The sequence below is a fragment of the Nocardioides sp. WG-D5 genome (genome assembly GCF_054031175.1).
Map to the genome: position 1 here is coordinate 159,929 of NZ_CM132928.1, position 21,716 is coordinate 181,644.

At 70.2% G+C, this 21,716-nt stretch carries 24 protein-coding genes; 10 read left to right on the forward strand and 14 right to left on the reverse strand.

Annotation, left to right across the window (positions count from 1 at the left end):
- Positions 1-2: 2 nt before the first annotated feature.
- The 7 genes from ACWZJV_RS00830 to ACWZJV_RS00860 are packed head-to-tail and all read right to left on the reverse strand — an operon-like array spanning position 3 to position 6,234.
- Positions 3-1,487 carry an aldehyde dehydrogenase gene (locus ACWZJV_RS00830; protein ID WP_457179888.1) on the reverse strand — a complete coding sequence of 495 codons (1,485 nt, stop codon included), beginning with the start codon at positions 1,485-1,487 and terminating at the stop codon, positions 3-5.
- Positions 1,484-2,083 carry a hypothetical protein gene (locus ACWZJV_RS00835; RefSeq protein WP_457179889.1) on the reverse strand — a complete coding sequence of 200 codons (600 nt, stop codon included), beginning with the start codon at positions 2,081-2,083 and terminating at the stop codon, positions 1,484-1,486. The genes ACWZJV_RS00830 and ACWZJV_RS00835 overlap by 4 nt, the downstream gene beginning before the upstream one ends.
- Before the next feature lies 1 nt (position 2,084).
- Complete coding sequence (locus tag ACWZJV_RS00840; RefSeq protein WP_457179890.1) at positions 2,085-2,279, reverse strand: ferredoxin; 195 nt, start codon at positions 2,277-2,279, stop codon at positions 2,085-2,087.
- Entirely contained in the window at positions 2,276-3,628 is a 1,353-nt protein-coding gene (locus tag ACWZJV_RS00845; RefSeq protein WP_457179891.1) for a cytochrome P450, read from the reverse strand. The genes ACWZJV_RS00840 and ACWZJV_RS00845 overlap by 4 nt, the downstream gene beginning before the upstream one ends.
- A complete protein-coding gene (locus ACWZJV_RS00850; protein ID WP_457179892.1) occupies positions 3,625-4,437 on the reverse strand; it encodes an SDR family oxidoreductase in 813 nt (270 codons plus the stop codon). The genes ACWZJV_RS00845 and ACWZJV_RS00850 overlap by 4 nt, the downstream gene beginning before the upstream one ends.
- Positions 4,434-5,669, reverse strand: a complete 1,236-nt coding sequence (locus ACWZJV_RS00855; RefSeq protein WP_457179893.1) for a cytochrome P450 — start codon at positions 5,667-5,669, stop codon at positions 4,434-4,436. Before ACWZJV_RS00855 ends, ACWZJV_RS00850 begins: the two co-directional genes overlap by 4 nt.
- The gene (locus tag ACWZJV_RS00860; RefSeq protein ID WP_457179894.1) at positions 5,662-6,234 is read right to left on the reverse strand and encodes a TetR/AcrR family transcriptional regulator; all 573 of its coding nucleotides are present in this window, start codon (positions 6,232-6,234) and stop codon (positions 5,662-5,664) included. The genes ACWZJV_RS00855 and ACWZJV_RS00860 overlap by 8 nt, the downstream gene beginning before the upstream one ends.
- Positions 6,235-6,305: 71 nt before the next feature.
- Here ACWZJV_RS00860 and ACWZJV_RS00865 point away from each other — a divergent pair, with 71 nt between their 5' ends.
- Genes ACWZJV_RS00865 through ACWZJV_RS00880 form a run of 4 tightly spaced genes read left to right on the forward strand, consistent with a single transcriptional unit; the run spans position 6,306 to position 8,092 of the window.
- Positions 6,306-6,899 carry a nucleotidyltransferase gene (locus ACWZJV_RS00865; protein WP_457179895.1) on the forward strand — a complete coding sequence of 198 codons (594 nt, stop codon included), beginning with the start codon at positions 6,306-6,308 and terminating at the stop codon, positions 6,897-6,899.
- Positions 6,892-7,632: a metallophosphoesterase family protein gene (locus tag ACWZJV_RS00870; protein WP_457179896.1), complete on the forward strand. Its 741-nt coding sequence runs from the start codon at positions 6,892-6,894 to the stop codon at positions 7,630-7,632. The genes ACWZJV_RS00865 and ACWZJV_RS00870 overlap by 8 nt, the downstream gene beginning before the upstream one ends.
- Entirely contained in the window at positions 7,629-7,892 is a 264-nt protein-coding gene (locus ACWZJV_RS00875) for a BON domain-containing protein (RefSeq protein ID WP_008360156.1), read from the forward strand. Before ACWZJV_RS00870 ends, ACWZJV_RS00875 begins: the two co-directional genes overlap by 4 nt.
- A 5-nt stretch (positions 7,893-7,897) precedes the next feature.
- A complete protein-coding gene (locus ACWZJV_RS00880) occupies positions 7,898-8,092 on the forward strand; it encodes a hypothetical protein (protein ID WP_008360157.1) in 195 nt (64 codons plus the stop codon).
- A 6-nt stretch (positions 8,093-8,098) separates the two neighbouring features.
- Here the strand turns inward: ACWZJV_RS00880 and ACWZJV_RS00885 are convergent, their stop codons facing one another.
- Together ACWZJV_RS00885 and ACWZJV_RS00890 are read right to left on the reverse strand one after the other, a co-directional pair.
- Positions 8,099-8,899: an enoyl-CoA hydratase/isomerase family protein gene (locus tag ACWZJV_RS00885; RefSeq protein ID WP_457179897.1), complete on the reverse strand. Its 801-nt coding sequence runs from the start codon at positions 8,897-8,899 to the stop codon at positions 8,099-8,101.
- Between the two features lie 12 nt (positions 8,900-8,911).
- The gene (locus ACWZJV_RS00890) at positions 8,912-10,519 is read right to left on the reverse strand and encodes a GMC family oxidoreductase (protein ID WP_457179898.1); all 1,608 of its coding nucleotides are present in this window, start codon (positions 10,517-10,519) and stop codon (positions 8,912-8,914) included.
- Between the two features lie 62 nt (positions 10,520-10,581).
- On the opposite strand from ACWZJV_RS00890, the gene ACWZJV_RS00895 reads away from it, so the two are divergent.
- Positions 10,582-11,421, forward strand: coding sequence for an LLM class F420-dependent oxidoreductase (locus tag ACWZJV_RS00895; protein ID WP_196874046.1), 840 nt, complete (start codon positions 10,582-10,584; stop codon positions 11,419-11,421).
- Between the two features lie 187 nt (positions 11,422-11,608).
- On the opposite strand, the gene ACWZJV_RS00900 is transcribed toward ACWZJV_RS00895, so the two are convergent.
- On the reverse strand, positions 11,609-12,448 hold the full coding sequence (locus tag ACWZJV_RS00900; RefSeq protein WP_457182012.1) for an alpha/beta hydrolase: 840 nt from the start codon (positions 12,446-12,448) through the stop codon (positions 11,609-11,611).
- Positions 12,449-12,570: 122 nt separating this feature from the next.
- On the opposite strand from ACWZJV_RS00900, the gene ACWZJV_RS00905 reads away from it, so the two are divergent.
- Both ACWZJV_RS00905 and ACWZJV_RS00910 read left to right on the forward strand, forming a co-directional pair.
- The gene (locus ACWZJV_RS00905) at positions 12,571-13,023 is read left to right on the forward strand and encodes a nuclear transport factor 2 family protein (RefSeq protein ID WP_457179899.1); all 453 of its coding nucleotides are present in this window, start codon (positions 12,571-12,573) and stop codon (positions 13,021-13,023) included.
- 22 nt (positions 13,024-13,045) lie between these two features.
- Positions 13,046-13,459 carry an RpiB/LacA/LacB family sugar-phosphate isomerase gene (locus ACWZJV_RS00910; RefSeq protein WP_457179900.1) on the forward strand — a complete coding sequence of 138 codons (414 nt, stop codon included), beginning with the start codon at positions 13,046-13,048 and terminating at the stop codon, positions 13,457-13,459.
- Between the two features lie 10 nt (positions 13,460-13,469).
- Here ACWZJV_RS00910 and ACWZJV_RS00915 read toward each other — a convergent pair whose 3' ends face one another.
- From ACWZJV_RS00915 to hsaA, 4 genes are read right to left on the reverse strand one after another with little or no spacing between them, the layout of a single operon-like run.
- Entirely contained in the window at positions 13,470-14,051 is a 582-nt protein-coding gene (locus ACWZJV_RS00915; RefSeq protein WP_457179901.1) for a flavin reductase family protein, read from the reverse strand.
- Positions 14,052-14,081: 30 nt separating this feature from the next.
- A complete protein-coding gene (hsaC, locus tag ACWZJV_RS00920) occupies positions 14,082-14,981 on the reverse strand; it encodes an iron-dependent extradiol dioxygenase HsaC (RefSeq protein WP_457179902.1) in 900 nt (299 codons plus the stop codon).
- Entirely contained in the window at positions 14,978-15,880 is a 903-nt protein-coding gene (hsaD, locus tag ACWZJV_RS00925) for a 4,5:9,10-diseco-3-hydroxy-5,9,17-trioxoandrosta-1(10),2-diene-4-oate hydrolase (protein ID WP_457179903.1), read from the reverse strand. The genes hsaC and hsaD overlap by 4 nt, the downstream gene beginning before the upstream one ends.
- Positions 15,880-17,073: a 3-hydroxy-9,10-secoandrosta-1,3,5(10)-triene-9,17-dione monooxygenase oxygenase subunit gene (gene hsaA, locus ACWZJV_RS00930; RefSeq protein ID WP_457179904.1), complete on the reverse strand. Its 1,194-nt coding sequence runs from the start codon at positions 17,071-17,073 to the stop codon at positions 15,880-15,882. The genes hsaD and hsaA overlap by 1 nt, the downstream gene beginning before the upstream one ends.
- 191 nt (positions 17,074-17,264) lie before the next feature.
- Between hsaA and kstD the strand changes: the two genes are divergently transcribed.
- From kstD to ACWZJV_RS00945, 3 genes are read left to right on the forward strand one after another with little or no spacing between them, the layout of a single operon-like run.
- Entirely contained in the window at positions 17,265-18,959 is a 1,695-nt protein-coding gene (kstD, locus tag ACWZJV_RS00935; RefSeq protein WP_457179905.1) for a 3-oxosteroid 1-dehydrogenase, read from the forward strand.
- A complete protein-coding gene (locus ACWZJV_RS00940; RefSeq protein WP_457179906.1) occupies positions 18,959-19,846 on the forward strand; it encodes a MaoC/PaaZ C-terminal domain-containing protein in 888 nt (295 codons plus the stop codon). Before kstD ends, ACWZJV_RS00940 begins: the two co-directional genes overlap by 1 nt.
- The gene (locus ACWZJV_RS00945) at positions 19,843-21,309 is read left to right on the forward strand and encodes an FAD-binding protein (protein ID WP_457179907.1); all 1,467 of its coding nucleotides are present in this window, start codon (positions 19,843-19,845) and stop codon (positions 21,307-21,309) included. The genes ACWZJV_RS00940 and ACWZJV_RS00945 overlap by 4 nt, the downstream gene beginning before the upstream one ends.
- The last annotated feature ends 407 nt before the right edge of the window (positions 21,310-21,716 follow it).

Consider the following 21,716-nt stretch of genomic DNA (forward strand, 5'->3'; position numbering starts at 1 on the left):
GCTCATGCCGGCTCCGCGATCAGCTTGGTCTCCAGGTACTCCTCGAAGCCTTCGACGCCCATCTCCCGGCCGAGGCCGGACTGCTTGTAGCCACCGAAGGGGGCGTCGGGGCCGAACCACTGGCCGCCGTTGACGCCGATCGTGCCGGTGCGGATCCGGGCGGCCACCGACTTCGCGCGCTCCAGCGACCCGGACTCGACCGAGCCGGAGAGGCCGTAGGGCGAGTCGTTGGCGATGCGGACGGCGTCGTCGTCGCCGTCGTGCGCGATGACCGTGAGGACGGGACCGAAGATCTCCTCGCGGGCGACGCGTGCGGTGTTGTCGAGGCCGGCGACGACGGTGGGCTCGACCCAGAAGCCGCCGGCGAGGTCGCCGTCCTGAGCCACAGGCGTGCCGCCGGTGGCGAAGCGGCCGCCCTCCTCCTCCGCGAGCGCGAGGTAGCCGAGGATCCGGTCGCGCTGGACCGCGGAGATCACCGGGCCGCAGATCGTGCCGGGCTCGGCCGGGTCGCCCGCGCCGAGCGAGGCCATGGTCGCGGCGGCGGCCTCGACGGCCGCGTCGTAGGACGCCCGGGGCACCAGCAGCCGGGTCGTCAGGGCACACCCCTGACCTGCGTGCACGGCCACCGAGAAGGCCGCCATCGACGCGGCCGATGCCACGTCGGCGTCGTCGAGGACGATCGCCGCGGACTTGCCGCCGAGCTCGAGGAAGACCTTCTTCAGGCTCGGCGCCGCGGCCGCCATGATGGCCCGGCCGGTGGCCGTGGAGCCGGTGAAGGAGACCAGGTCGACCCGAGGGTCCTCGGCCAGCATCGCGGCCACCCGGTTGTCGCGCGGGGTGACCACGTTGAACACCCCCGGAGGGAGGTCGGTGTGCTCGGCGGCCAGGCGCCCGAGCTCCGCGGCCAGCCACGGGGTGTCGGGTGCGGGCTTGAGGATCACGGTGTTGCCGGCGGCCAGGGCCGGGCCGATCTTGGCCAGGTTGATCTGGTTGGGGAAGTTCCATGGAGTGATCGCCGCGACCACCCCGACAGCTTCCTTGCGCACGGTCCGGCGCGAGGAGATGCCCATCGTGACCCCGACCCCCAGATCTCGCGACCACTCGTAGGACTCGGCCAGGTCGATGGTCCACCGCAGCGTGTCGACCGGGGTGTCGAACTGCGGCCCGGCGACCAGGAACGCCGGCGCCCCGACCTCGGCGGTCGTCAGCTCCCGCAGCGCGTCGGCGTTGTCGAGGATCGCCTGGTGCAGCTGACGCAGGCAGCGGACCCGGAACGCCACGTCGGTGGACCAGTCGGTCTCGTCGAACGCCCGGCGCGCGGCGGCGATCGCGGCGTCCATGTCCTGGGCCGTCGAGTCGGGCGCGCGCCCGATCTCCTGCCCGGTGGCCGGGTTGAGGATCGCGTACGTCTCACCGGACGCGGCCGCGCCGAGCTTGCCGTCGACGAGCTGCTGGGCGGGCGGGTTGGTGGGGTTCCGGTTCGTCACACGGTCTCCTGGGTCACGAAGTTCCCGGCCGCGACGGGCGGCGGCCAGACGGTTGAGGGCAGGTCGGCGAGGCGGTAGTGGCCGGGCTGCTCGATCCCGTTGAGGGACATCCGCTCCAGCAGCCCGGCGGTCGCCTTCTTGGCCTTGACGATGTCGAGGAAGGTGGTCGCGGTGGAGCCGAGGTCGAACCAGTCGCGCTGCCAGGCGAACTCCAGCCCGTTGCCGTCGGGCCGCTGGGCGACCCCGAACCAGGAGCCGCCGATGCCGAGGATCTCGTACTCCTCGCCGGTCGCGTCGTCGACGATCCCGGCCCGCTGCCGCCAGAACCCGATCACCATCGCGTTGACGTCGTCGATGACCGTCGCCTGGTAGTCGTAGTGCCAGCCCTCGAGCCCGGCCATCTCGGTGCCGAGCGCCCACTCCCGGATCTGGTCGCGGCCCACGGCCATGAAGTGCTCGTCTGGGGTGTACATCCAGCCGTACGTCGCGTCCTCGGCGTACGCGTCGGCCAGCGGCGCCCAATCACCCTCAGCCTCTGCTTGACGGTTAAGGCTGAGCCAGTCGGCCCAGAACGCCTCGATCTCGGTGCGGTCCATCTCAGTCCTCCAGGGTGAGAGCGAAAGCCGGGCAGTACTTGACGGCCGCCCGTGCCGCCACGAGCTGGTCGGCGGACGGCTCGGGGACGCGTACGACGACCTGGTAGCTGTCCTCGTCGAAGCCGAAGAGCTCCGGCGCCTCGGCGAGGCACTCCTGGTGCCCCTGGCACAGACCCAGATCGGCGATCAGCTTCACGACCGCCTCCTATAGCGGACCCGACAGGGCTGCTGGAGCTGGATCACCATCTTGGTGAAGTCGTCGGCGTAGGACTCCAGTGGCTGCGCCGCCTCGAACGAGTAGTCGCGCAGGATGACCGAGAAGATCGCCTTCATCTGCATCATCGCGAACGCGTTGCCGACGCAGCGGTGCTTGCCGGCGCCGAACGGGATCCAGGTCCACCGGTTCTGCATGTCCTCCTGGCGCGGGTCGATGTAGCGCGACGGGTCGAAGGCCTCGGCCTTCGGGAAGTCGGCCTCGATCCGGTTGGAGACCCGCGGCGAGGCGGCGAGCAGCGTGCCGGCCGGGATGGTCTCGCCGAGCAGCTCGAAGTCCTCGCGCACCAGCCGCATCAGGATGATCAGCGGCGGGTGCAGCCGCAGCGTCTCCTTGAGCGCGGCCTCGAGCACCGGGATGGAACGCAGCGCCTGGAAGGAGACCTCGCTGCCGTCGGCGTACAGCTCGTCGAGCTCGTGGACGACATCGCCCATGACCTCGGGGTTCCGCAGCAGCTCGATCATCGCCCAGGAGGCCGTGCCCGAGGAGGTGTGGTGGCCGGCGAACATCATCGAGATGAAGATCCCGGTGATGGTGTCGGTGTCCATGTCGATCGAGATCAGCACGTCGAGCAGGTCGCGGTCCTCCCGCGGGACCTTGCCGCGGGCGACCCGCTTGTCGACGATCGCCTGGACCAGCGCGACCAGCCGCTCCCGGGCGGCGTCGCGCATCCGGAAGTTCTCGATGTCGGCGTAGGCGTCGACGTACGCGATCGCGTCCGTGCCGTGCTCGAGCTCGTGGTAGTGCTGGGCGAACGAGGAGTCGAGCTCCTCGCGGAACGGCTTCCCGACCAGGCACGCCGAGGTCGTGTAGATGGTCAGCTCGGCGAAGAAGTCGAGCAGGTCGATCTCCCCCTCCTCACCCCAGCCGGCGATCATCCGGCGGATCTCGGCCTCGATCGTCTGCGCGTGGCCGCGCATCATGTCGCCGCGCAGCGCCTGGTTCTTCAGCATCTGCTGCCGCTCCTCGGGCGAGGCGTCGAAGACGACGCCCTTGCCGAAGATCGGCGTCATGAACGGGTACGCAGCCGCCTGGTCGAGCACGTCGTCGGGTGCCCGGAAGAACGCCTCGTTGGCCTCGGCCCCGGTGACCAGGACGACGTCCTTGTCGGCGAGGCGGAAGCGGCCGAGGTCGCCGCACTCCTCGCGGACGCGGGTGAACAGCGAGATCGGGTCGACCCGCATCTCGGGCAGGTGCCCGGTGCCGCGGATGATCTCGGGCACGCTCGGATCGTGGTCGTCCAGGACGGTGGAGACGGTGGGGATCGTCATGGTGCCTCCCGTCGGTCGCTTCGCTCCCCGGGCCCTTCGGGAACCACAGGGGCTTCGGGGTTGACGTCGATGGTGCTGATGTGGACGCCGCGCGGAGCGGTCACGATCGTCGTGATCGCGTCAGCCTGAGCGCGGGCCTTGAGGAAGTGCGGGTGCCGGGCCAGGCCCCAGCGGACCCACTGCTCGAGCACGAACCCGCCGAGCTCGGCGGGCCACTCGTTGCCGATGTCGGAGTGGGTCGGGCCGGGCCGCACGATGGACGCCCTGACCCCGGTGCCCTCGAGCTCCATCTGGAGCGCGGCCACCATGCCTTCCAGGCCCCATTTGGAGGCTGCGTAGGCACCCATGAAGGGTCGCGGCTTGACCGCCACGTCGGAGGAGAGGAAGACCAGGTCACCGCGGCACCGCTCGACCATCCCGGGCCCGAAGGCCCGCAGGACCCGGTGGGCGCCGAGCAGGTTGACGTCGACCTGACCGGCGAAAGTCTCGGTGGGGACCTCGACGGTCGCGCCCGGGTGGGTGACGCCGGCGTTGCTGACCAGGACCTCGACATCGCCCAGGTCGGCGGCCACCTTCGCGGCGAACTCGGCCACCGAGTCATCGGAGGTCACGTCGAGGGGGTGCGCGACCGCCTCTCCCCCGTCGGCCCGGATCGCGGCGGCGATCTCCTCGACCCGATCGGCCCGCCGGGCGCCCAGCGCGACCGGGAACCCGGCCGTGGCCAGCGCCTTCGCCGTCTCCGCGCCGATCCCGGAGGACGCGCCGGTGATCACCGCCGGCCGCCGGTCGGGCTGTGCGTACTTGCTCATCGCACAGCCCTCCAGGCGAACGTGACGGGCAGCTCGGCGAACCCGCGCACGCTCGTGGAGTGCACGCGGACGGCACGCTCGGCGTGGACCTCGAACCCCGACGTACGCCGCACCAGCTCCGCCAGCACGACCTTGGCCTCGAGCCGGGCGAGGTTGGCGCCGAGGCAGAAGTGCCGGCCGACGCCGAAGCTCAGGCTCTTGCCGAGCTCTTCCTGCGCGCGGTGGATGTCGAAGACGTCCGGGGCGGTGAAGGCGCGCTCGTCGCGGTTCGCCGAGCCGAGCAGCACGATCAGCTTCGACCCGGCCGGAACGACTTGGCCGTAGAACTCAACGTCCTCGGCGACGTAACGGGCAAGCATCTGGGTGGAGGTGTCGAAGCGGAGCGTCTCCTCGATCCACGGCCCGACGAGGTCGTCGCCGGCGAACACGTCCGCTGCCTGGGTCGGATCGGCCCCGAGGTGGAGCAGCGCATTGCCGAGCAGCTTGGTGGTGGTCTCGTTGCCCGCCACGACCATCAACATCAAGAACGCGATGATCTCGTGGTCGTGGAGTCGGTCGCCGTCGACTTCGGCCTTGATCAGAGCAGAGGTGAGATCCTCTCCCTGCCGCTGTCTCCGTTCGGCCACCATGGCCTCGTAGTAGGCGATCAGCTCGAACGCGGCGGCGACCCCGGTCTCCGGAACGTCGCGGACGCCGGCCTCCCGATGCACCGTCAGGTCCGCCAGCCGCCGCACTTCGTCGCGGTCGGTCTCGGGCACCCCGAGCATCCCGCAGATGACGTCCATCGGAAGTCTGCCGGCCAGTTCGGCGATCCAGTCCGCCTCGCCGTTCTCCTCGTTCGCGGCGAGCAGCCGGTCGAGGTAGCTCTCGGCCAGCGCCTGCACGTGCGGGGTCAGCTCGCGCACCCGTCGCGGCGTGAACCCCGCCGAGACCAGCTTCCGCAGCCGAGTCTGTTCCGTGCCATCGAGCGCGAGGAATGACATCACCCGGTGTGCGTCCGCGTTCCAGGCGCTCGCGTCGAGCGAGACACCCATCCGGTTGGAGAAGCCGGTGTCGTTCTTCAGCACCGCGTGCACGTCGGCGTGCCGGGAGAGCGCCCAGAAGCCGTCGGAGGCGTTGTAGTAGAGCGGCGCCTCCTCCCGCAGCCGGGCGTAGACCGGGTAGGGGTCCTCGTGGAAGTCGTAGTCGTAGGGGTCGAAGATCTCGGTGGCGGTGCTCGTCATCTCACTCATCTCGACAGGCTCGATTCGGCGGCTTGTCGACGATCACGGCGACGACCGGAGCGAGCCGGTCGGCCATCTCGTCGTAGGTCATCAGGCCCATGCCCGCCTGCAGCAGCGCGCCCGAGAAGGCGAGCAGCAGCGCTTCGCGCACGGCATCCTCGGCCTCCTCGCCGAGCGCCGCCTCGAACCGGGCGGCGAACTCGCCGCCGATCCGCAGCCGGAGGCGCTCGACATCGGCAGCGCTGCCCAGCAGCGCCGGGGTGACCGCGGCCGCGAGCGCCGGCTCCTCGGCGATCCTCGTGGTCAGGCTGCGTACGGCCTCCTGCACTCGCTCCACGCGGGAGCCGGTCGCCGTGGTCGGCGAGGCGTGGGTGAGGTGGCGCCAGAAGAGCTCGGCGAAGAGGCGGCTCTTGGAGGCGAGGTAGGTGTAGGCCGTCGCCGAGGAGACTCCGGCCCGTGCGGCGACCGAACGGATGGTCAGCGCCTCGTGCCCGACCTCGCGCAGCTCCTGCAGGCCGGCGGAGAACAGTCGCTCGACCGTCTCCGCCTGTCGGGTGCTCGTTGCGCTGGACACGTGTCCAGATTAGAACACGTTCTTGTTTTGAGCAAGGGGTGAGCCGAGCCGATTCGGGGTACCGCACCTCTATGCCGAGAACTGACGTGCTGGGCGAGGAGCTCCAGCGACAACGCGACGTACTCAAGCGGGTGGGCGCGACGTTGAAGGCCGCCGAGATCCCGTTCGCGCTCGCGGGCGGGTACGCGGTCTGGACCCGTGGCGGCCCGGAGAGCACCCACGACGTCGACTTCGTCCTCCCTCAGGACTGCGTCGAGGAGGCCGTGCAGAAGCTGGTCGAGAACGGGATGGATCGGGTCGCCGCCCCCGAGGACTGGCTGGTCAAGGTCGGCCGCGACACCGTGGTCGTCGACCTGATCCACCGGCTCCCGACCGGCCCGGTCGACGAGGAGCTGCTGGTGCGGTGCACCGAGCTGCCCGTGGACTCGGTGACCATGCCCGTCATGTCGGCGACGGACCTGGTCGTCTCGCGCATGCTCGCCCTCAGCGAGCACGCCTGCGACCTCTCGCCGATCGTCGGCAGCGCCCGGGCGCTGCGCGAGCAGATCGACTGGCAGCTCGTGCGACAGGAGGCGAAGCGGAGCCCGTTCGCGCAGGCCGCACTCGGCCTGCTGGACTCGCTCGCCATCACGGAGAGAAGCATCCTGGGAGGGGACGATGCCTGACCCGATTCGTGTGGCAGCCGTCGGCGACGTACATCTCGCTGACGACCTGCGAGGACGCTATGCACCGCTGCTCGAGGGGATCTCCGGGGAGGCCGACGCGCTGCTCGTCGCCGGCGACCTCACCCAGCACGGGACGCTCGAGGAGGCCGAGGCGTTCGCCGACGAGTTCGGCGTCGCCGACGTGCCCGTCCTCGTCGTGCTCGGCAACCACGACTACCACTCCGGAGCCGAGCGGGACATCACCCGGCTGCTGGAGGACTGCGGGATGACCGTGCTCGAAGGCACCTCGACCACCATCGACACGGACGCCGGCCGGCTCGGCGTCGCCGGGGTCAAGGGTTTCTGTCTCGGCTTCCTCGGCCGCTCCGCGGCCGACTTCGGAGAGCCGCAGATGAAGGCCTTCACGGGCCACGGCATCGAGACCGCAGCCGTGCTGCGCAAAGCCCTCGACGACCTCGGCGACGAGCCCGACGTGACGGTCGCCCTGTCCCACTTCGCTCCCGTCGACGAGACCCTGGTCGGGGAGCCGAAGGAGATCTGGCCGTTCCTCGGCAACTACCGGCTCGGCGAGGCGATCGACGAGACTGGCGTCGACCTGGCCCTCCACGGCCACGCCCACGCCGGGCGAGAGAAGGGCCTCACCCCAGCCGGGGTCCCGGTACGCAACGTCGCCCAGCCCGTCATCCAGGCAGCGTTCCGCGTCTACGACGTCGTCCCCAGGAGGTCGGCATGAACGAACAGCTGGCACGAGATCTGGAGCGCGATATCGCGACCGACCCACGCACCAACGAGCTGGGCATCCGAGTCCAGGTACGCGGCGACCATCTCGTCGTCTCCGGCGAGGTCGCCTCCGAGGAGCGGCGGGCCACGGTCCTCGAGGTCGTCAGGGAGCACGACACCGGGCTCGAGATCGTCGACCACATCATGCTCAGCGCCGAGCCCGGTCCGGGCGGGCCCGGCCACGAGAAGATCGACCCACCACAGAGGAGCTGATCCCCATGAACAGCGCAGTCATCGCGGTCACGATCGGGATGATCGTGTTCTGGACCGTCCTGATGCTGATCGCCGCCTTCCTCGACCGCCGCCGCGGCCGCCAGATCGAGCACGACCTCACCGAGATGGAGCGTGAGTACCATCTCGACGGCCGCGACCGCTACGGAAGCTTCGACCACCGACCCCGCTCGCACCGCTGAGTCCGCTCAGGCCCCCGGCGGAAGCTTCGTGAAGTCGGGCTTGCGCCCCTCGGCGAAGGCGACGAGCGCCTCGATGTTGGCGGGGCCACCGAGCAGCTCGGCGAACTTGGCGTTCTCGAGCTCACGGGCCGCCTCGATCCCCGGACGCAGCGGCGCGGTCATGGTCTCCTTGACCGCGACCAGGCTGCTGATCGGCCGCGCGGCGAGCGTGGCGGCGTGGTCCCAGGCGGTGTCGAGGAGCTCGTCGGGCTCGGTGACCCGCCACACGAGTCCCATCTGCTGGGCCTCCTCGGCGCTCACCCACTCCCCCGACATCAGCATCCAGGCGGCGTTCTGTCGCCCGATCAGCCGCGGGAAGAGGAAGCTCGAGGCCGCCTCCGGGGCGACGCCGAGCATGGTGAACGGCGTCTTGAACCTCGCCGCGGTGGAGGCGAAGGCCAGGTCGGCGTAGCCGAGGAGCGTCGCGCCGATGCCGAGCCCGAGCCCGTTGACCGCGACGACCAGCGGCTTCGAGAACGCCACCAGGGAGTCGAGCAGCTCGATGAACCCGTGCGGGGCGCCGTCACCGGCATCCTCGCCGGCACTCGAGGCGGTCTCCTTCATCTCCAGGAGGTCCGTCCCGGCCGAGAAGGCCCGCCCGGTCCCGGTGAGCAGCACGACCGCCACCTCCGGGTCCTCGTCGGCCTCGCGCAACGCCTCGGCGAGGGCGACGTAGAGCGCTTGGTTGAAGGCGTTGAGCTGGTCGGGTCGGTTGAGGGTCAGCGTACGGACGCGGTCGCGGTCCTCGCTCAGCAGGAGGTCAGACATGTGCAGGGCCTCCTAGGCGCTCAGGATCAGGTCGGCGGCGCGCTCCCCGATCATGATCGAGGGCGCGTTGGTGTTGCCACCGGTGATCGAGGGCATCACGCTCGCGTCTGCGACCCGCAGGCCGTCGATGCCCAGCACCCGCAGCGACGGGTCGACGACCGCGCGCTCGTCCGAGCCCATCCGGCAGGTGCCGACGCCGTGGTAGACGCTGTGCACGATGTTGGGCAGCAGCTTGCGGGTGGCTTCCGCGCCGGCGTGGTCCGGGCCTGGCGAGATCTCACCCTGGTTGTCACCGAGTCCGACCATCATCTCGCGCACCTTCGCGATCCCGTCCAGGAGCACCTCGGTGTCCTTGCCCGACGCCAGGTAGGCCGGGTCGAGCAGCGGGTGCGCGAGCGGGTCGGCGCTGGCCAGGCGTACGGTGCCGCGGCTCTCGGGATAGATCAGCGTCGGCAGGATGCACAGGCCGGGCTTGCTCGTCGGCGGCCGGATCGCCTTCTCGCCGTCCTGGTTCGGGAACGGGTAGACCCAGTAGAGGACGTGCAGCTGCAGGTCGGGGACCTGGCCGGCCAGGGCGCTGCGTACGAAACCGAAGGCCTCGAACTGCGACCCGGCCGCCCAGCCCTTGCGGGTGAGCCGCGACTTCGCGAAGCCGGCGGCGAAGTAGGCGGGCGTCGGCCGCCGTAGCGCCGAGTCCATCCGGAAGGAGACCGGCACGAAGAGGTGATCGTGGAAGTTGTCGCCGACCGGGAGGTCGGTGTGGACCTCGATGCCGTGCTCGCGGAGGTGGGCGGAATGACCTATTCCGGAGAGCATCAGCAGGTGCGGCGAGCCGTAGACGCCGGCCGAGACGATGACCTCGCGGGTCGCGCGGATCGTCTGCTTCTCCCCGTCGGCGCCGACCACCTCGACGCCGGTCGCGCGTGAGCCCTCGATCCGCACCCGGGTGACGTGGGCCTTGGTCAGGATCAGCAGGTTGTCCAGGGGCTCGTCGCGCAGATAGGCCTTTGAGGCGGAGTATCTGCGTCCTTCGGACGCAGAGAGCTGGACGACGCCGACGCCCTCCTGCTCCTTGCCGTTGTAGTCGTCGAGCGCGCTGACCCCGAGCCGCTTGGGCGCCTCGTCGAGCCAGGTCTGCGCGGCCGGGGTGAGGTCCTTCTGGTAGCGCACCTTCACCGGTCCGCCCTCGCCGCGGAACTCGTCCGCGCCGCCCTCGAAGTCCTCCATCCGCTTGAACGCGGGCAGGACGTCGTCGTAGGACCAGCCGGTCGCACCGTCGGCCGCCCAGTCGTCGAAGTTCTGGCGGTTGCCGCGCACCCAGAGCATGCCGTTGATCGAGGAGGAGCCACCCAGCACCTTGCCGCGCGTCATCGGGATGACCCGGTCGAGGGCGGCGCTCTGCGGCACCGACTTGTAGCCCCAGTCGACCAGCTTCTTGAGCTGCGGCGTGGAGAGCATCGCGGCGACAGCGCCGGGCAGCTCGAGGAGGTTCTTGATCCCGAAGGCGGTGTCCTTGGTGCCCGCCTCGATCACGATCACGCTGGCACCGCTCTCGGCCAGCCTGCGGGCGGTGGCACACCCGGCACTCCCGGCTCCTACGACGATGTAGTCCGCTTCCATGTTCACTTCTCTCTCCCGGTGATCCCTTCCGCAAAGACTAGAACACGTTCTACTGTTGTGTCATGCGCCACGGCATCGTCCTGTTCACCTCGGACCGCGGCATCGCGCCCGCCGAGCTCGCCTCCGCCGCAGAGGAGCGCGGCTTCGACACGTTCTACGTGCCCGAGCACACCCACATCCCGGTGCGCCGCGACGCCCTGCACCCCACCGGCGGCACCGAGCTCCCCGACGACCGCTACCTGCGTACGCTCGACCCCTGGGTGACGCTCGGGACCTGCGCCGCGGTCACCTCGCGGATCGGGCTGTCGACCGCGGTCGCGCTGCCGGTCGAGTCCGACCCGATCACGCTGGCCAAGGCGATCGCGACCCTCGACCACCTCTCCGGCGGCCGGGTCTCGCTGGGCGTCGGGTTCGGCTGGAACACCGACGAGCTCGCCGACCACGGCATCCCCGGCGACCGCAAGCGCACCGCGCTCAAGGAGTATCTCGAGGCCATGCGTGCGCTGTGGACCGAGGAGGAGGCCGCCTACGACGGCGAGTTCGTCTCCTTCGGCCCCTCCTGGGCCTACCCGAAGCCGCCGCAGGGCCGGATCCCGACGATCGTCGGCGCCGGCGGCGGACCCAAGACGCTGCGCTGGATCGCCCGCAACGCCGAGGGCTGGATGTCGACACCGACCGAGGCCGGCATCGGCGACAAGGTCAAGACCCTCCAGGACGAGTGGGAGTCGGCCGGCCGCGAGGGCAAACCCGAGGTCCGGGTGCTCGTCGCCAAGAAGCCGACCCCGGAGGACCTCACCGAGTGGTCCGTCGCCGACGAGCTGATCTGGGGCGTCCCCGACACGGAACCCGCAGGCGTACTCACCTACCTCGACAAGCTAGCCGCCCGCCTGAATCTGACCTGACCAACCGCCGACTCGGCGCAACTGTCCCACCACCCGACGCCGACCCGGCGCGAATGTCCCAGATTTCGGCGCCCACTCGGCGCAAATGTCCCGGACTCATGGAGCAGTTGCGCCGACTCGGCACGCTCACGCGAGACAGATGCGCCGACTCGGCATCCTCATGTGGGACAGATGCGCCGGGTCGGCGTTATCGACTGGCCAGCACCTGGTCGAGGAAGGTCACCACGCGGGCCAGGCCGGCGCGCGACGCGGGAGAGATCCCGGGCAGGGTGAGGTAGGCATGGGTCGCCAGGGCCGGGCAGTGGACGGCGACCTCCACCCCGGCCGTACGCAGCACCCCGGCGTAGCGCTCGGCATGTCGGCGCAGGGGGTCGAACCGCGCGGTGAGGACGAGGGCCGGGGGCAGGTCGGCATGGGAGGCCGCCCGCAGCGGCGAGGCCGCCCACTCCTCCGCGCGCGACGCGTCACCGCCGAGATAGTGCTCGACGATCCCACCGAGCCAGGGCCCGCGCAGGCCGACGAGGTCGACGACCGGATAGATGAGCACCTGGCCGCGGATCCGGGGCGCGCCCTCGTCACGGGCGCGCAGGGCCACGACGGCGGCGAGCGTGCCGCCGGCACTGTCGCCCATCACCGCGATCCGGTCGGCGTCGCCGCCGAGGTCGGCGGCATGGGCGACCACCCAGCTCAGCGCCGTCCAGCAGTCCTCGACCGCCGCCGGATAGGGGTGCTCCGGCGCCAGCCGGTAGGCCGGCGCGACGACGACGGCACCCGTGCGGGCCGCGATCCGACCGGCCATCCAGCGGGACTGCTCCGGCGACCCCCAGCACCAGCCGCCGCCGTGAAAGGCCAGCACGATCGGCCGTCCGGTCGCGGAGGTCGCGGGAGCTCGCGGGACATGCACGCGCAGCCGGAGGTCACGGGCTCGCACCTCTCGCATCACCGCTTCCGGGTCGTCGGCACCGAAGACCCAGGTCAGGCGGCGGTTCGCCAGCAGTGCCGCGCGCCGCTCGCGCAGCTCGACCATCCCGTCCACACCGCGATCCTGCACCTCGACGGCGGTCCACGTCGTGACCTATGGCCGACCGGTGGCCGAACATCAGCCCACGACCGGCCCATTTATAGAACACGTTCTACTATGATCGGTCCATGAGTGACATCAGGGAGATCGAGCAGCTCAAGTTCCGCTACGTACGCCTCCTCGACACCAAGCAGTGGGACGAGTTCGCCACGTGCTTCAGCGACGACGCGACCGCCGACTACGCCGGCCTCTCCTTCGGCACTCCGGGCGAGCTGGTCGACTACATGCGCACCAACCTGCCCGCCGAGATCATCACGATGCACCACCTGCACCACCCCGAGATCACGGTCGACGGCGATGCGGCCTCCGGCCGCTGGTACCTCTACGACAAGGTCTTCGCCCCAGCCTTCGCGTTCGCCCTCGAGGGTGCCGCCTTCTACGAGGACCGCTACGTGCGTACGCCGCAGGGCTGGCGCATCGCCCACACCGGCTACGAGCGCACCTGGGAGCTCACCACCAGCCTCAAGGACCAGCCCAGCGCGAAGCTGACCGGACCCGGCGGACCTGCCACGCACGCCTGAGGACGGCGGTAGGTTCGACACCATGCGGATCGCCTTCGGAGCCGATGACGAGAACGAGACGACCCGAGCCGTGCTCGCCGAGCTGCAGGAGCGCGGCGAGGTCGAGGTCGTCGACACCGACTCCTGGCCCGACCTCGGCGCCGGCATCGGCCGGGCGGTCGTCGAGGGCCGCGCCGACGTCGGCGTGGTGATGTGCTGGACCGGCACCGGGACAGCGATCGCCGCCAACAAGGTCCCCGGCGTCCGCGCCGCGCTGGCGTGGGAGCCCTGGATCGCCCGCGGCGCCCGGCTGTGGAACGACGCCAACGTCCTGGCGTTGAGCCTCAAGCGCCTCGCCCCGGACGTCGCCGTCGAGGTGGCCCGGGCGTTCCTCGACGAGACCACCCCCGACCCCGACGAGGCCGACGCCATCCGCCGCCTCGACGAGCTCCCCTGACAGACCCGCCTCAGCCGAGCTCGCGGTAGTTGCTGCGGAAGAAGAGCAGGGGCTCGGAGGCAGCGCCCTCCTCGAGGTCGAGGACGCGGCCGACGACGAGGTAGTGGTCACCCTCCTCGTGGACCGAGTGGACGGCGCAGTCGAGGTAGCCGACGGCACCGGAGAGATGCGGGTCGCCGTGGTGGTCCGAGGGCGTCCAGGAGATGTCGGCGTACTTGTCGGCGGCCCGGGAGGCGAACTGGTTCGAGACCGCCTCCTGGTCCGCGGCGAGGATGTTCACGGAGAAGTGCCCGGCGCGACGGATCCGGGCCCAGGCCCGCGAGGACTTCGTGGGCGCGAAAAGGATCAGCGGCGGCCGCAGCGACACCGAGGAGAACGACTGGCAGGTCATCCCCACCGGTCCCTCCGCGGTCTGCGCCGTGATCACGGTGACCCCGGAGGCGAACCGGCCCAGCACCGTGCGGAACCGGGCGTCGGCCTCCGCGTCGGCAGGGGTCTCCGGAGGAGACGGTGGCGCCTCGAAGTCGAAGCGACCGTGGAAGGACTCGATCAGCTCCGGATGCGGCCAGCTCTCGGCGGCATCGGGAGACATCCCGTCAGGCACCTCTATACGCATACCCGATCACTGGCCTACGCCGAAGTCGTGACCCCAGTACGAGACGGCCGTGGACTCCCGAGCGACCCACTTCTGGTCGTCGACCTGCAGCCCCTCGGTGCCGAACTCGATGTCGAAACCGCCCGGGGACTTCACGTAGAACGAGACCATCTCGTCGTTCATGTGCCGCCCGAGCGTCGCCGACAGCTTCGCGCCGTACTTCTTGACCCGCTCCAGCGCCCGGCCGACGTCGTCGAGCTTGTCGACCTCGAGCATGATGTGGACGCACTTGGAGTCGTTGGGGAACGGCAGGAACGCCAGCGAGTGGTGACGCGGGTTGATCCCGAGGAAGCGCAGCCAGATCTTGGTGCCGGGCTCCTTGCCGGCGAACTCGCCGGGCATGCTCATCGAGTCGCGCAACCGGAACCCGAGCGTGTCGCGGTAGAACTCCAGCGCCTCGACGTCGTCGCTGACCGGGATCACCACGTGGCCCATCCCCTGGTCCCCGGTCACGAAGGTGTGGCCGTAGGGCGAGACCGCAGGACGCCGCTCGTAGGTGATGCCGTGGAAGAGCTCGAAGACGTTGTCGAAGGGGTCGCGGAAGCGCAGCATCTCCTGCACCCGGCGCTCGGCGAGCTCCTCGGAGGTGCCCTCCTCGACCTCGACACCGGACTTCTCCAGGTGCTCGCGGGCCTGCGCCAGGGCGGTGTGGTCGGCGACCTCCCAGCCGACGCAGCCGAGCTGGTCCACCTCGCCCGGCTCGATCACCAGGCGCGCCGAGACCTCGTCGATGCGGTAGTAGAGGTGCTCCGGGTCCGGCCCCTTGGCCGTCACGAGGCCGAGGACCTTCTCCGCGAACGTACGCCACGCCTCCAGGTCGGTGCTGGTGACGCGTACGTAGCCCATGGACTTGATGTCGATGCTCATCGCTTCTCCTCGGCAGTACGCTCCTTGTGCCTCTTCAAGAACGAGACTGCGATCTCGCGGAACTCGTCGGCGGCCTCGATCTGTGCCCAGTGCCCACAGCGCGGGAAGACATGCAGCTGCGCCTTGGGGATCAGCTTCAGGGCGGGGAACGCGCCGTCGAGCGGGTTGACCCGGTCCTCGCGCCCCCAGGTGAGCAGGGTGTGGTGCTTGAGCTGGTGGGCCTCGCGCCAGAGCATGCCGTCCTCGGCGGTCTCGGGGTTGTAGAACGACCACCCCATCGACGCCATCGCCTCTCGCGCGCCGGGCGCGGTCGCGTCCGCGAACCGCTCCTCGACCAGCTCGTCGGTGACCAGCTTCTGGTTGACGACCATGGTCGAGATGAACGCCTTGAGCGCCTCCCGCGTGGGGTCGCCGGAGAAGTCCATCAGGCGTTGTACGCCCTCGGTGGGATCGGCGTGGAAGAGGTTGAGCGAGAGCCCGCCCGGTCCCATCAGCACCAGCCGTCCGACCCGGTCGGGGTAGGTCAGTGCGGTCCGCATCGCGGTGCCGCCGCCGAGCGAGTTGCCCAGCAGGTGCACCTTCTTCAGGCCCAGCTCGTCGAGCAGCGCGATCACCGCGTCGCCGGCGAAGCGGTAGTAGTTGCCCACCACCTCCGGCTTGTCGGAGGCACCGAACCCCGGCTGGTCGACCAGGATCGTGCGGAAGTCGGCCGCGAAGCCCTCCAGCGCCGAGCCGAAGTTGGACCACGACGAGGCCCCGGGACCCCCGCCGTGAAGCATCACCAGCGGCAGCCGGTCATCCTGAGATGCACCGAGATCGTAGTAGCGCAGCGAGATCTCCCCCGCCGCCTCGGTCTTGATCCGGACGTCGTGGGCGACGTCATCCTTGGCCAGCGTCATCAGTACATCCCCGGGTCGACCTTGTGCCCGAACTCGGAGGCGCCGTACATCTGCAGCGCCCGCTCGGGGTCGTTGGCGGCGTGGACACGGCCGGCGTGGGCGTCGCGCCAGGCGCGCTGGAGCGGGGTGCCGTTGGCCAGGGCCCGGCCGCCGGAGGCCTCGAAGAGCAGGTCGATCGCGTCGATCGCCCGCTGCGTACCGAGGACCTGGTCACGCCGGATCCGCAGCCGCTGGGAGATCGGGATCTTCTCGCCGCGCGCGACGTAGGCCTGCTGCTCGCGGATGTTGCCCATCAGCAGCGCCCAGGCGGCGTCGATGTCGGAGGATGCCGTCGCCACGCGCACCGCGGCGAACGGGTCGAGCGATGCCTTCTCCCCGTAGGACGCGCGCACCCGGTTCTGCTGCATGGTGACGTGCTCGTCGTAGGCGCCGCGGGCCATGCCGATGATCGGCGTGGTGATGGTGGTCGTGAACAGCGAGTGGAACTGCAGCTTGTAGAGGTCGCCGGTGTTGACCGCCTGCCCGGGACCCTTGCACCGCCCGGTCTCGGCCATCGAGAGCGTGAAGGTCTCCGGGATGAAGACGTCCTCGACCACGATGTCGTTGGACCCGGTGCCGGCCAGGCCGACGACGTTCCAGACGTCGACGATCTCGTAGCGCTCGCGGGGCACCAGGAACGTACGGAAGTCGACCACCTGGCCCTCGTCGTTGAAGACGAGGCCGCCGAGCAGCACCCAGGTGGCGTGCGCGCAGCCGGAGGAGAAGGACCAGCGTCCGGAGAGCTGGAATCCGCCCTCGGTCAGCGACGCCTTGCCCATGGGGGCGTACGAGGAGGACACCCGCGTGTCGGGGTCGGATCCCCAGACCGCCTGCTGCGCCTCGTCGTCGAAGAGCGCGATCTGCCAGGGGTGCACGCCCAGGACGCTGGAGACCCAGCCCGTCGAGCCGCAGGCAGAGGCGATGTCGCGTACGCAGGTGTAGAAGTCCACCGGGTCGGCCTCGAGCCCGCCGAACCGGGCCGGCTGGAGCAGCTTGAAGAAGCCGACCTCCTCCAGCTCCTTCACGCTCGACTCCGGCACCACCCGGAGGCGCTCGGTCTCCTCGGCGCGCTCCCTGATGGTGGGCAGCAGGTCCTGCACCCCGTCCCTGACGGTCTGCGCGTCCTTGTGGGGGCGCTGTGTCGGTTCGCTCACCGCTCTGCCTTCCTGCATGGTGTCCCAGATGTCGTCGGGCGGCGCGATTCGTGCGCTGCCGATGGATCAATACTAGAACACGTTTCAGTTTTGTCGAGTCCTCGGACGTGTTTCGTTGCCTGTCATCTATGGTAGAACGTGTTTCAGTTCTTAGACAGCACCGCCTGATCGCACGAGGTTGAGGGAGCACCATGGGACAGACCGACGAGGAGACCTACGACGTCGTGGTCGTGGGCGCCGGAGGCGCCGGGATGACCGCGGCTCTCGCGGCCGCCCGCCGGCACGGGCTCGAGACCGTCGTCATCGAGAAGAGCGCCTACTTCGGCGGATCGACGTCCCGCTCGGGCGGCGGGGTCTGGATCCCGCGCAACCACGCCCTGGCAGCCGCCCGCCAGAAGGACTCCCCCGAGGCCGCCAGCCTCTATCTCGAGTCGATCGTCGGCGACGTCGTGCCGGCCGAGCGCCGCGAGACATTCCTGGGCCGTGGCCCGGAGGTGCTCTCGTTCGTGTGCGAGAAGACCCCGGTGCGGTTCAACTGGGTGCCCGACTACGCCGACTACCACCCCGAGGCCCCCGGCGGCCGCGGCGCCGGCCGCTCCGTCGAGCCGGCCCCGCTCGACGCGCGGATCATCGGTCCCGAGCTCGACCGGCTGCACCCGCCCTACACGAAGTCGCCGGCCAACATGGTGGTCACCCAGGCCGACTTCCGGAAGATCAGCCTCGGCATGCGCACGATCAGAGGCCCGATCACGATGGTCAAGATCGCGGTCGCGCGGATCCTCGCCGGCCTGCTCGGCAGGAAGATGTACGCCATGGGCGCGGCGCTCGCGATCGGCCTGCGCAAGGGCCTGATGGATGCCGGCGTCCCGATCCGGTACGAGACGGAGCTGGTCGGCCTGGTCACCGAGGACGGCCGCGTCATCGGCGTCGAGGTGCGCCACGGCGAGTCCGGCCCGACCTCGGTGATCCGGGCGCGGCGCGGCGTGATCCTGGGCTCGGGTGGCTTCGAGCGCAACCTGGAGATGCGGGAGAAGTACCTGCCCGCGCCGACCTCGGTCGAGTGGACCACAGGAGCCTTCTCCAACACCGGCGGCGGGATCCTGGCCGGGATCGCGGCCGGGGCAGACACCGACCTGATGGACGAGTCCTGGTGGGGTCCGACGATCCCGTTCCCGGGACGACCCTGGTTCGCGCTCGCCGAGCGCAACCTGCCCGGCTCGATCATCGTCAACGGCGCCGGCAAGCGGTTCATGAACGAGGCGCTTCCCTATGTCGAGGCGGTCCACGAGATCTACAAGGGGCAGGAGACGGGCATCTCGCACGTCCCGGCGTGGCTGGTCTTCGACCAGCGTTACCGCAACCGCTACATCTTCGCGGGGCTCGGCCCGGGCCAGCCGATCCCGGGGCGCTGGCTCAAGAGCGGGGTCGTCGTGAAGGCTTCTTCCGTCGAAGCGCTCGCAGAGAAGATCGAGGTGCCCGTCGACGGGCTCCGCGAGACCCTGGCCCGGTTCAACCGCTTCGCCGAGTCGGGCGTCGACGAGGACTTCCACCGCGGCGAGTCGACCTACGACAAGTACTACTCCGACCCCACCGTCAAGCCGAACTGCTCGCTCAACGTCATCGACCAGGCGCCGTTCTACGCCGTCAAGATGGCCCCCGGCGACCTCGGCACCAAGGGCGGCCTGGTCACCGACAAGCGCGCCCGGGTCCTGCGGCCCGACGGCTCCCCCATCGAGGGGCTCTACGCCGCGGGGAACGTCTCCTCCGCCGTCATGGGCCGCACCTACGCCGGCCCCGGCGCCACCATCGGCCCCGCCCTCGTCTTCGGCTACCTGGCCGCCGAGGACTGCGCTCTCAAGACTGTCTCACCCGAGGAGGGCAACTGATGCCCATCGACCCCACCAAGGCCATCGGCGCCTCGCTGCCGTCGCAGTCGTTCTCGTGGACCTCGTCCGACGTGCTGCTCTACCACCTCGGCATCGGCGCCGGCTCGCGTCCCGGAGACGCGACCGACCCGGCCGCGCTGCGCTACACGCTCGACTCCGACGCGCTGACCGTGCTGCCGTCCTTCGGGGTCGTCGCGCCGACCTTCCACGCCACCGAGCCACCGTCGCTCGACCTGCCCGGCTGCGACATCGACCTCGCCTCGGTGCTCCACGGCTCCCAGGAGATCCACGTCGACGGCCCGATCCCCACCTCAGGCGACGCGGTCGTCTCGACCCGGATCGCCGAGGTCTGGGACAAGGGCAAGGCCGCCGTCATCGTCCAGGAGGGCGTCGCCACGACCCCGGCCGGCGATCCGCTGTGGACGGTCCGAAGCTCGATCTTCGTACGCGGCGAGGGCGGCTTCGGGGGTGAGCGCGGGCCGTCGACGTCGGTGCCGGTTCCGGACCGCGCGCCCGATGCGGTGGCTGCGTACGACGTCACGGAGCAGCAGGCGCTGCTCTACCGGCTCTGCGGCGACCGCAACCCGCTGCACGCCGACCCCGCCTTCGCCGCGAAGGCGGGCTTCCCCAAGCCGATCCTGCACGGGCTGTGCTCCTACGGGATCGTGCTGCGCGAGGCGACAGGGCTCCTCCTGGACGGCGACGCGACCCGGGTGGGCGGGTTCGGCGCCAGGTTCGCCGGGATCGTCTTCCCCGGCGAGACGATCTCGATCGAGGCGTGGGACGAGGAGCCCCGGATCCTGGTGAGGGCCACCATCTCGTCCGACGATCCGGCGCGCGACGGCGCCCCGGTCCTCGCCGACTGCTACCTGGAGGCGACGGCATGAGCGGCACGGCACTCCCCGACGTACTCTCCACCGCCGACGTCGAGGAGCGCTTCGGCGGCTGGTCGGAGGAGACCGACGTGGTGGTGGTTGGCTTCGGCGTGGCCGGCGGAGCCGCGGCGCTGGAGGCGGCCCGGACCGGTGCCCGCACGATCCTGCTGGAGCGCGCCGCCGAGCCCGGCGGCACCTCGGCGATGGCCGGCGGCCACTTCTACCTCGGCGGCGGCACCGCGGTACAGAAGGCCACCGGGATCGAGGACTCGGCCGAGGAGATGTTCAAGTACATCCGCGCGGTCTCCAAGGAGCCCGAGGACGACAAGATCCGGGCCTACTGCGACGACTCGGTCGAGCACTTCGACTGGCTCGAGGCGCTGGGCTTCGAGTTCGAGCGCACGTTCTGGCCCGGCAAGGCGGTGATCCAGCCCGGCACCGAGGGGCTGATGTACACCGGCAACGAGAAGGTTCACCCGTTCCGTGACCTCGCCGTCCCCGCTCCGCGCGGCCACAAGGTGCCCGTGCCGGGCGACACCGGCGGGGCCAAGCTGGTCGTCGACCGGATGGCCGACCGCCTGGCCGAGACCAGCGCCGAGATCCGCTACGAGACCGGGGCCACCAACCTGGTGATCGAGGACGGCCGGGTCGTCGGCCTGGCCTGGCGCCGCTTCGAGGAGCGCGGCGCGATCCGGGCCAAGGCGGTGATCCTCGCCGCCGGCGGGTTCGTCGGCAACGCCGACATGGTCGCCGAGCACACGCCCCGGCTCGGCGAGAAGCTCTTCCCGCTGGCCTCCACCTACGACGACGGCCTCGGTCTGCGTCTGGGGGCCTCGGCGGGCGGCCGGTGGCGGTTCATGGACGAGCCGTTCCAGACCGCGCCGTTCTACCCGCCCTCGATCCTGCTGACCGGGATCATCGTCAACAAGCACGGCCGACGGTTCGTGGCCGAGGACTCCTACCACGCGCGTACCGCCGCCTTCGTCATGGAGCAGCCGGACTCGGCGGCCTTCCTGATCGTCGACTCGGAGCACATCGAGCACCCGAAGATGCCGCTGTGCCCGTTCATCGACGGGTGGGAGACGGTCGAGGAGATGGCGGCCGGCCTCGGTGTCCCCTTCGATGCGCTGAACGAGACACTGACCTCCTACAACACCCACGCCGCCAGCGGCGAGGACCCGGAGCTCCACAAGGCGCCGGAGTGGACCGAGCCGCAGAACACCGGCCCCTGGGGCGCCTACGACCTCTCCCTCGGCAAGGCGATGTACGCCGGGTTCACCATGGGCGGCCTGGCGACCACCGTCGACGGAGAGGTACGCCGCGAGGACGGCTCCGCGATCGCCGGCCTCTACGCCGCCGGCGCCTGCGCGGCCAACCTCGCCCAGGACGCCAAGGGCTACGCCTCGGGCATGCAGCTCGGCGACGGCTCGTACTTCGGGCGCCGGGCCGGACGTCATGCCGCCGGGCTGACCTGACCGACCTGACAGGGTCGAGTGACGGGCCTCACAGTCGGGACGTCTCCGGCGACACCGACGGCCGGCCGGTCCCGAGGGGCAGCTAGTCTGTCAAGACGTTCATCGAGCGGACTGTTGCCATATCACATATCTCTCTCCACGTGAATGGCTTCGGTAAAAATTAGGACTTTAGGCCCTACGCGCTTCCCGAGCCCGGCTGGTTATGTATACGCGACGCCGCGGGTATCGCCGGTGACTGGCTCTTCCGACGCGTCCGCAGGCCATCGGTCCCCACTCGACGCCTGTCGCCGAACTAGCCGAAAGGAATCCCCATGTTCGACTTCCGGAGCCCGGCCGGCCTCATGGTCATCGCCGCCCTGGTCGTCATCGCGCTCGTGGTGATCGGCGCTCTCGCCGGCAACAGCCCC

Bases quoted from the DNA above. Each gene is read 5' to 3' on its own strand.
- ACWZJV_RS00835 (WP_457179889.1), bottom strand. From the start codon at position 2,083: ATGGACCGCACCGAGATCGAGGCGTTCTGGGCCGACTGGCTCAGCCTT.
- ACWZJV_RS00845 (WP_457179891.1), bottom strand. From the start codon at position 3,628: ATGACGATCCCCACCGTCTCCACCGTCCTGGACGACCACGATCCGAGC.
- ACWZJV_RS00850 (WP_457179892.1), bottom strand. From the start codon at position 4,437: ATGAGCAAGTACGCACAGCCCGACCGGCGGCCGGCGGTGATCACCGGC.
- ACWZJV_RS00855 (WP_457179893.1), bottom strand. From the start codon at position 5,669: ATGAGTGAGATGACGAGCACCGCCACCGAGATCTTCGACCCCTACGAC.
- ACWZJV_RS00865 (WP_457179895.1), top strand. From the start codon at position 6,306: ATGCCGAGAACTGACGTGCTGGGCGAGGAGCTCCAGCGACAACGCGAC.
- ACWZJV_RS00870 (WP_457179896.1), top strand. From the start codon at position 6,892: ATGCCTGACCCGATTCGTGTGGCAGCCGTCGGCGACGTACATCTCGCT.
- ACWZJV_RS00875 (WP_008360156.1), top strand. From the start codon at position 7,629: ATGAACGAACAGCTGGCACGAGATCTGGAGCGCGATATCGCGACCGAC.
- ACWZJV_RS00880 (WP_008360157.1), top strand. From the start codon at position 7,898: ATGAACAGCGCAGTCATCGCGGTCACGATCGGGATGATCGTGTTCTGG.
- ACWZJV_RS00885 (WP_457179897.1), bottom strand. From the start codon at position 8,899: ATGTCTGACCTCCTGCTGAGCGAGGACCGCGACCGCGTCCGTACGCTG.
- ACWZJV_RS00890 (WP_457179898.1), bottom strand. From the start codon at position 10,519: ATGGAAGCGGACTACATCGTCGTAGGAGCCGGGAGTGCCGGGTGTGCC.
- ACWZJV_RS00895 (WP_196874046.1), top strand. From the start codon at position 10,582: ATGCGCCACGGCATCGTCCTGTTCACCTCGGACCGCGGCATCGCGCCC.
- ACWZJV_RS00900 (WP_457182012.1), bottom strand. From the start codon at position 12,448: ATGGTCGAGCTGCGCGAGCGGCGCGCGGCACTGCTGGCGAACCGCCGC.
- ACWZJV_RS00905 (WP_457179899.1), top strand. From the start codon at position 12,571: ATGAGTGACATCAGGGAGATCGAGCAGCTCAAGTTCCGCTACGTACGC.
- ACWZJV_RS00910 (WP_457179900.1), top strand. From the start codon at position 13,046: ATGCGGATCGCCTTCGGAGCCGATGACGAGAACGAGACGACCCGAGCC.
- ACWZJV_RS00915 (WP_457179901.1), bottom strand. From the start codon at position 14,051: ATGTCTCCCGATGCCGCCGAGAGCTGGCCGCATCCGGAGCTGATCGAG.
- hsaC (WP_457179902.1), bottom strand. From the start codon at position 14,981: ATGAGCATCGACATCAAGTCCATGGGCTACGTACGCGTCACCAGCACC.
- hsaD (WP_457179903.1), bottom strand. From the start codon at position 15,880: ATGACGCTGGCCAAGGATGACGTCGCCCACGACGTCCGGATCAAGACC.
- kstD (WP_457179905.1), top strand. From the start codon at position 17,265: ATGGGACAGACCGACGAGGAGACCTACGACGTCGTGGTCGTGGGCGCC.
- ACWZJV_RS00940 (WP_457179906.1), top strand. From the start codon at position 18,959: ATGCCCATCGACCCCACCAAGGCCATCGGCGCCTCGCTGCCGTCGCAG.
- ACWZJV_RS00945 (WP_457179907.1), top strand. From the start codon at position 19,843: ATGAGCGGCACGGCACTCCCCGACGTACTCTCCACCGCCGACGTCGAG.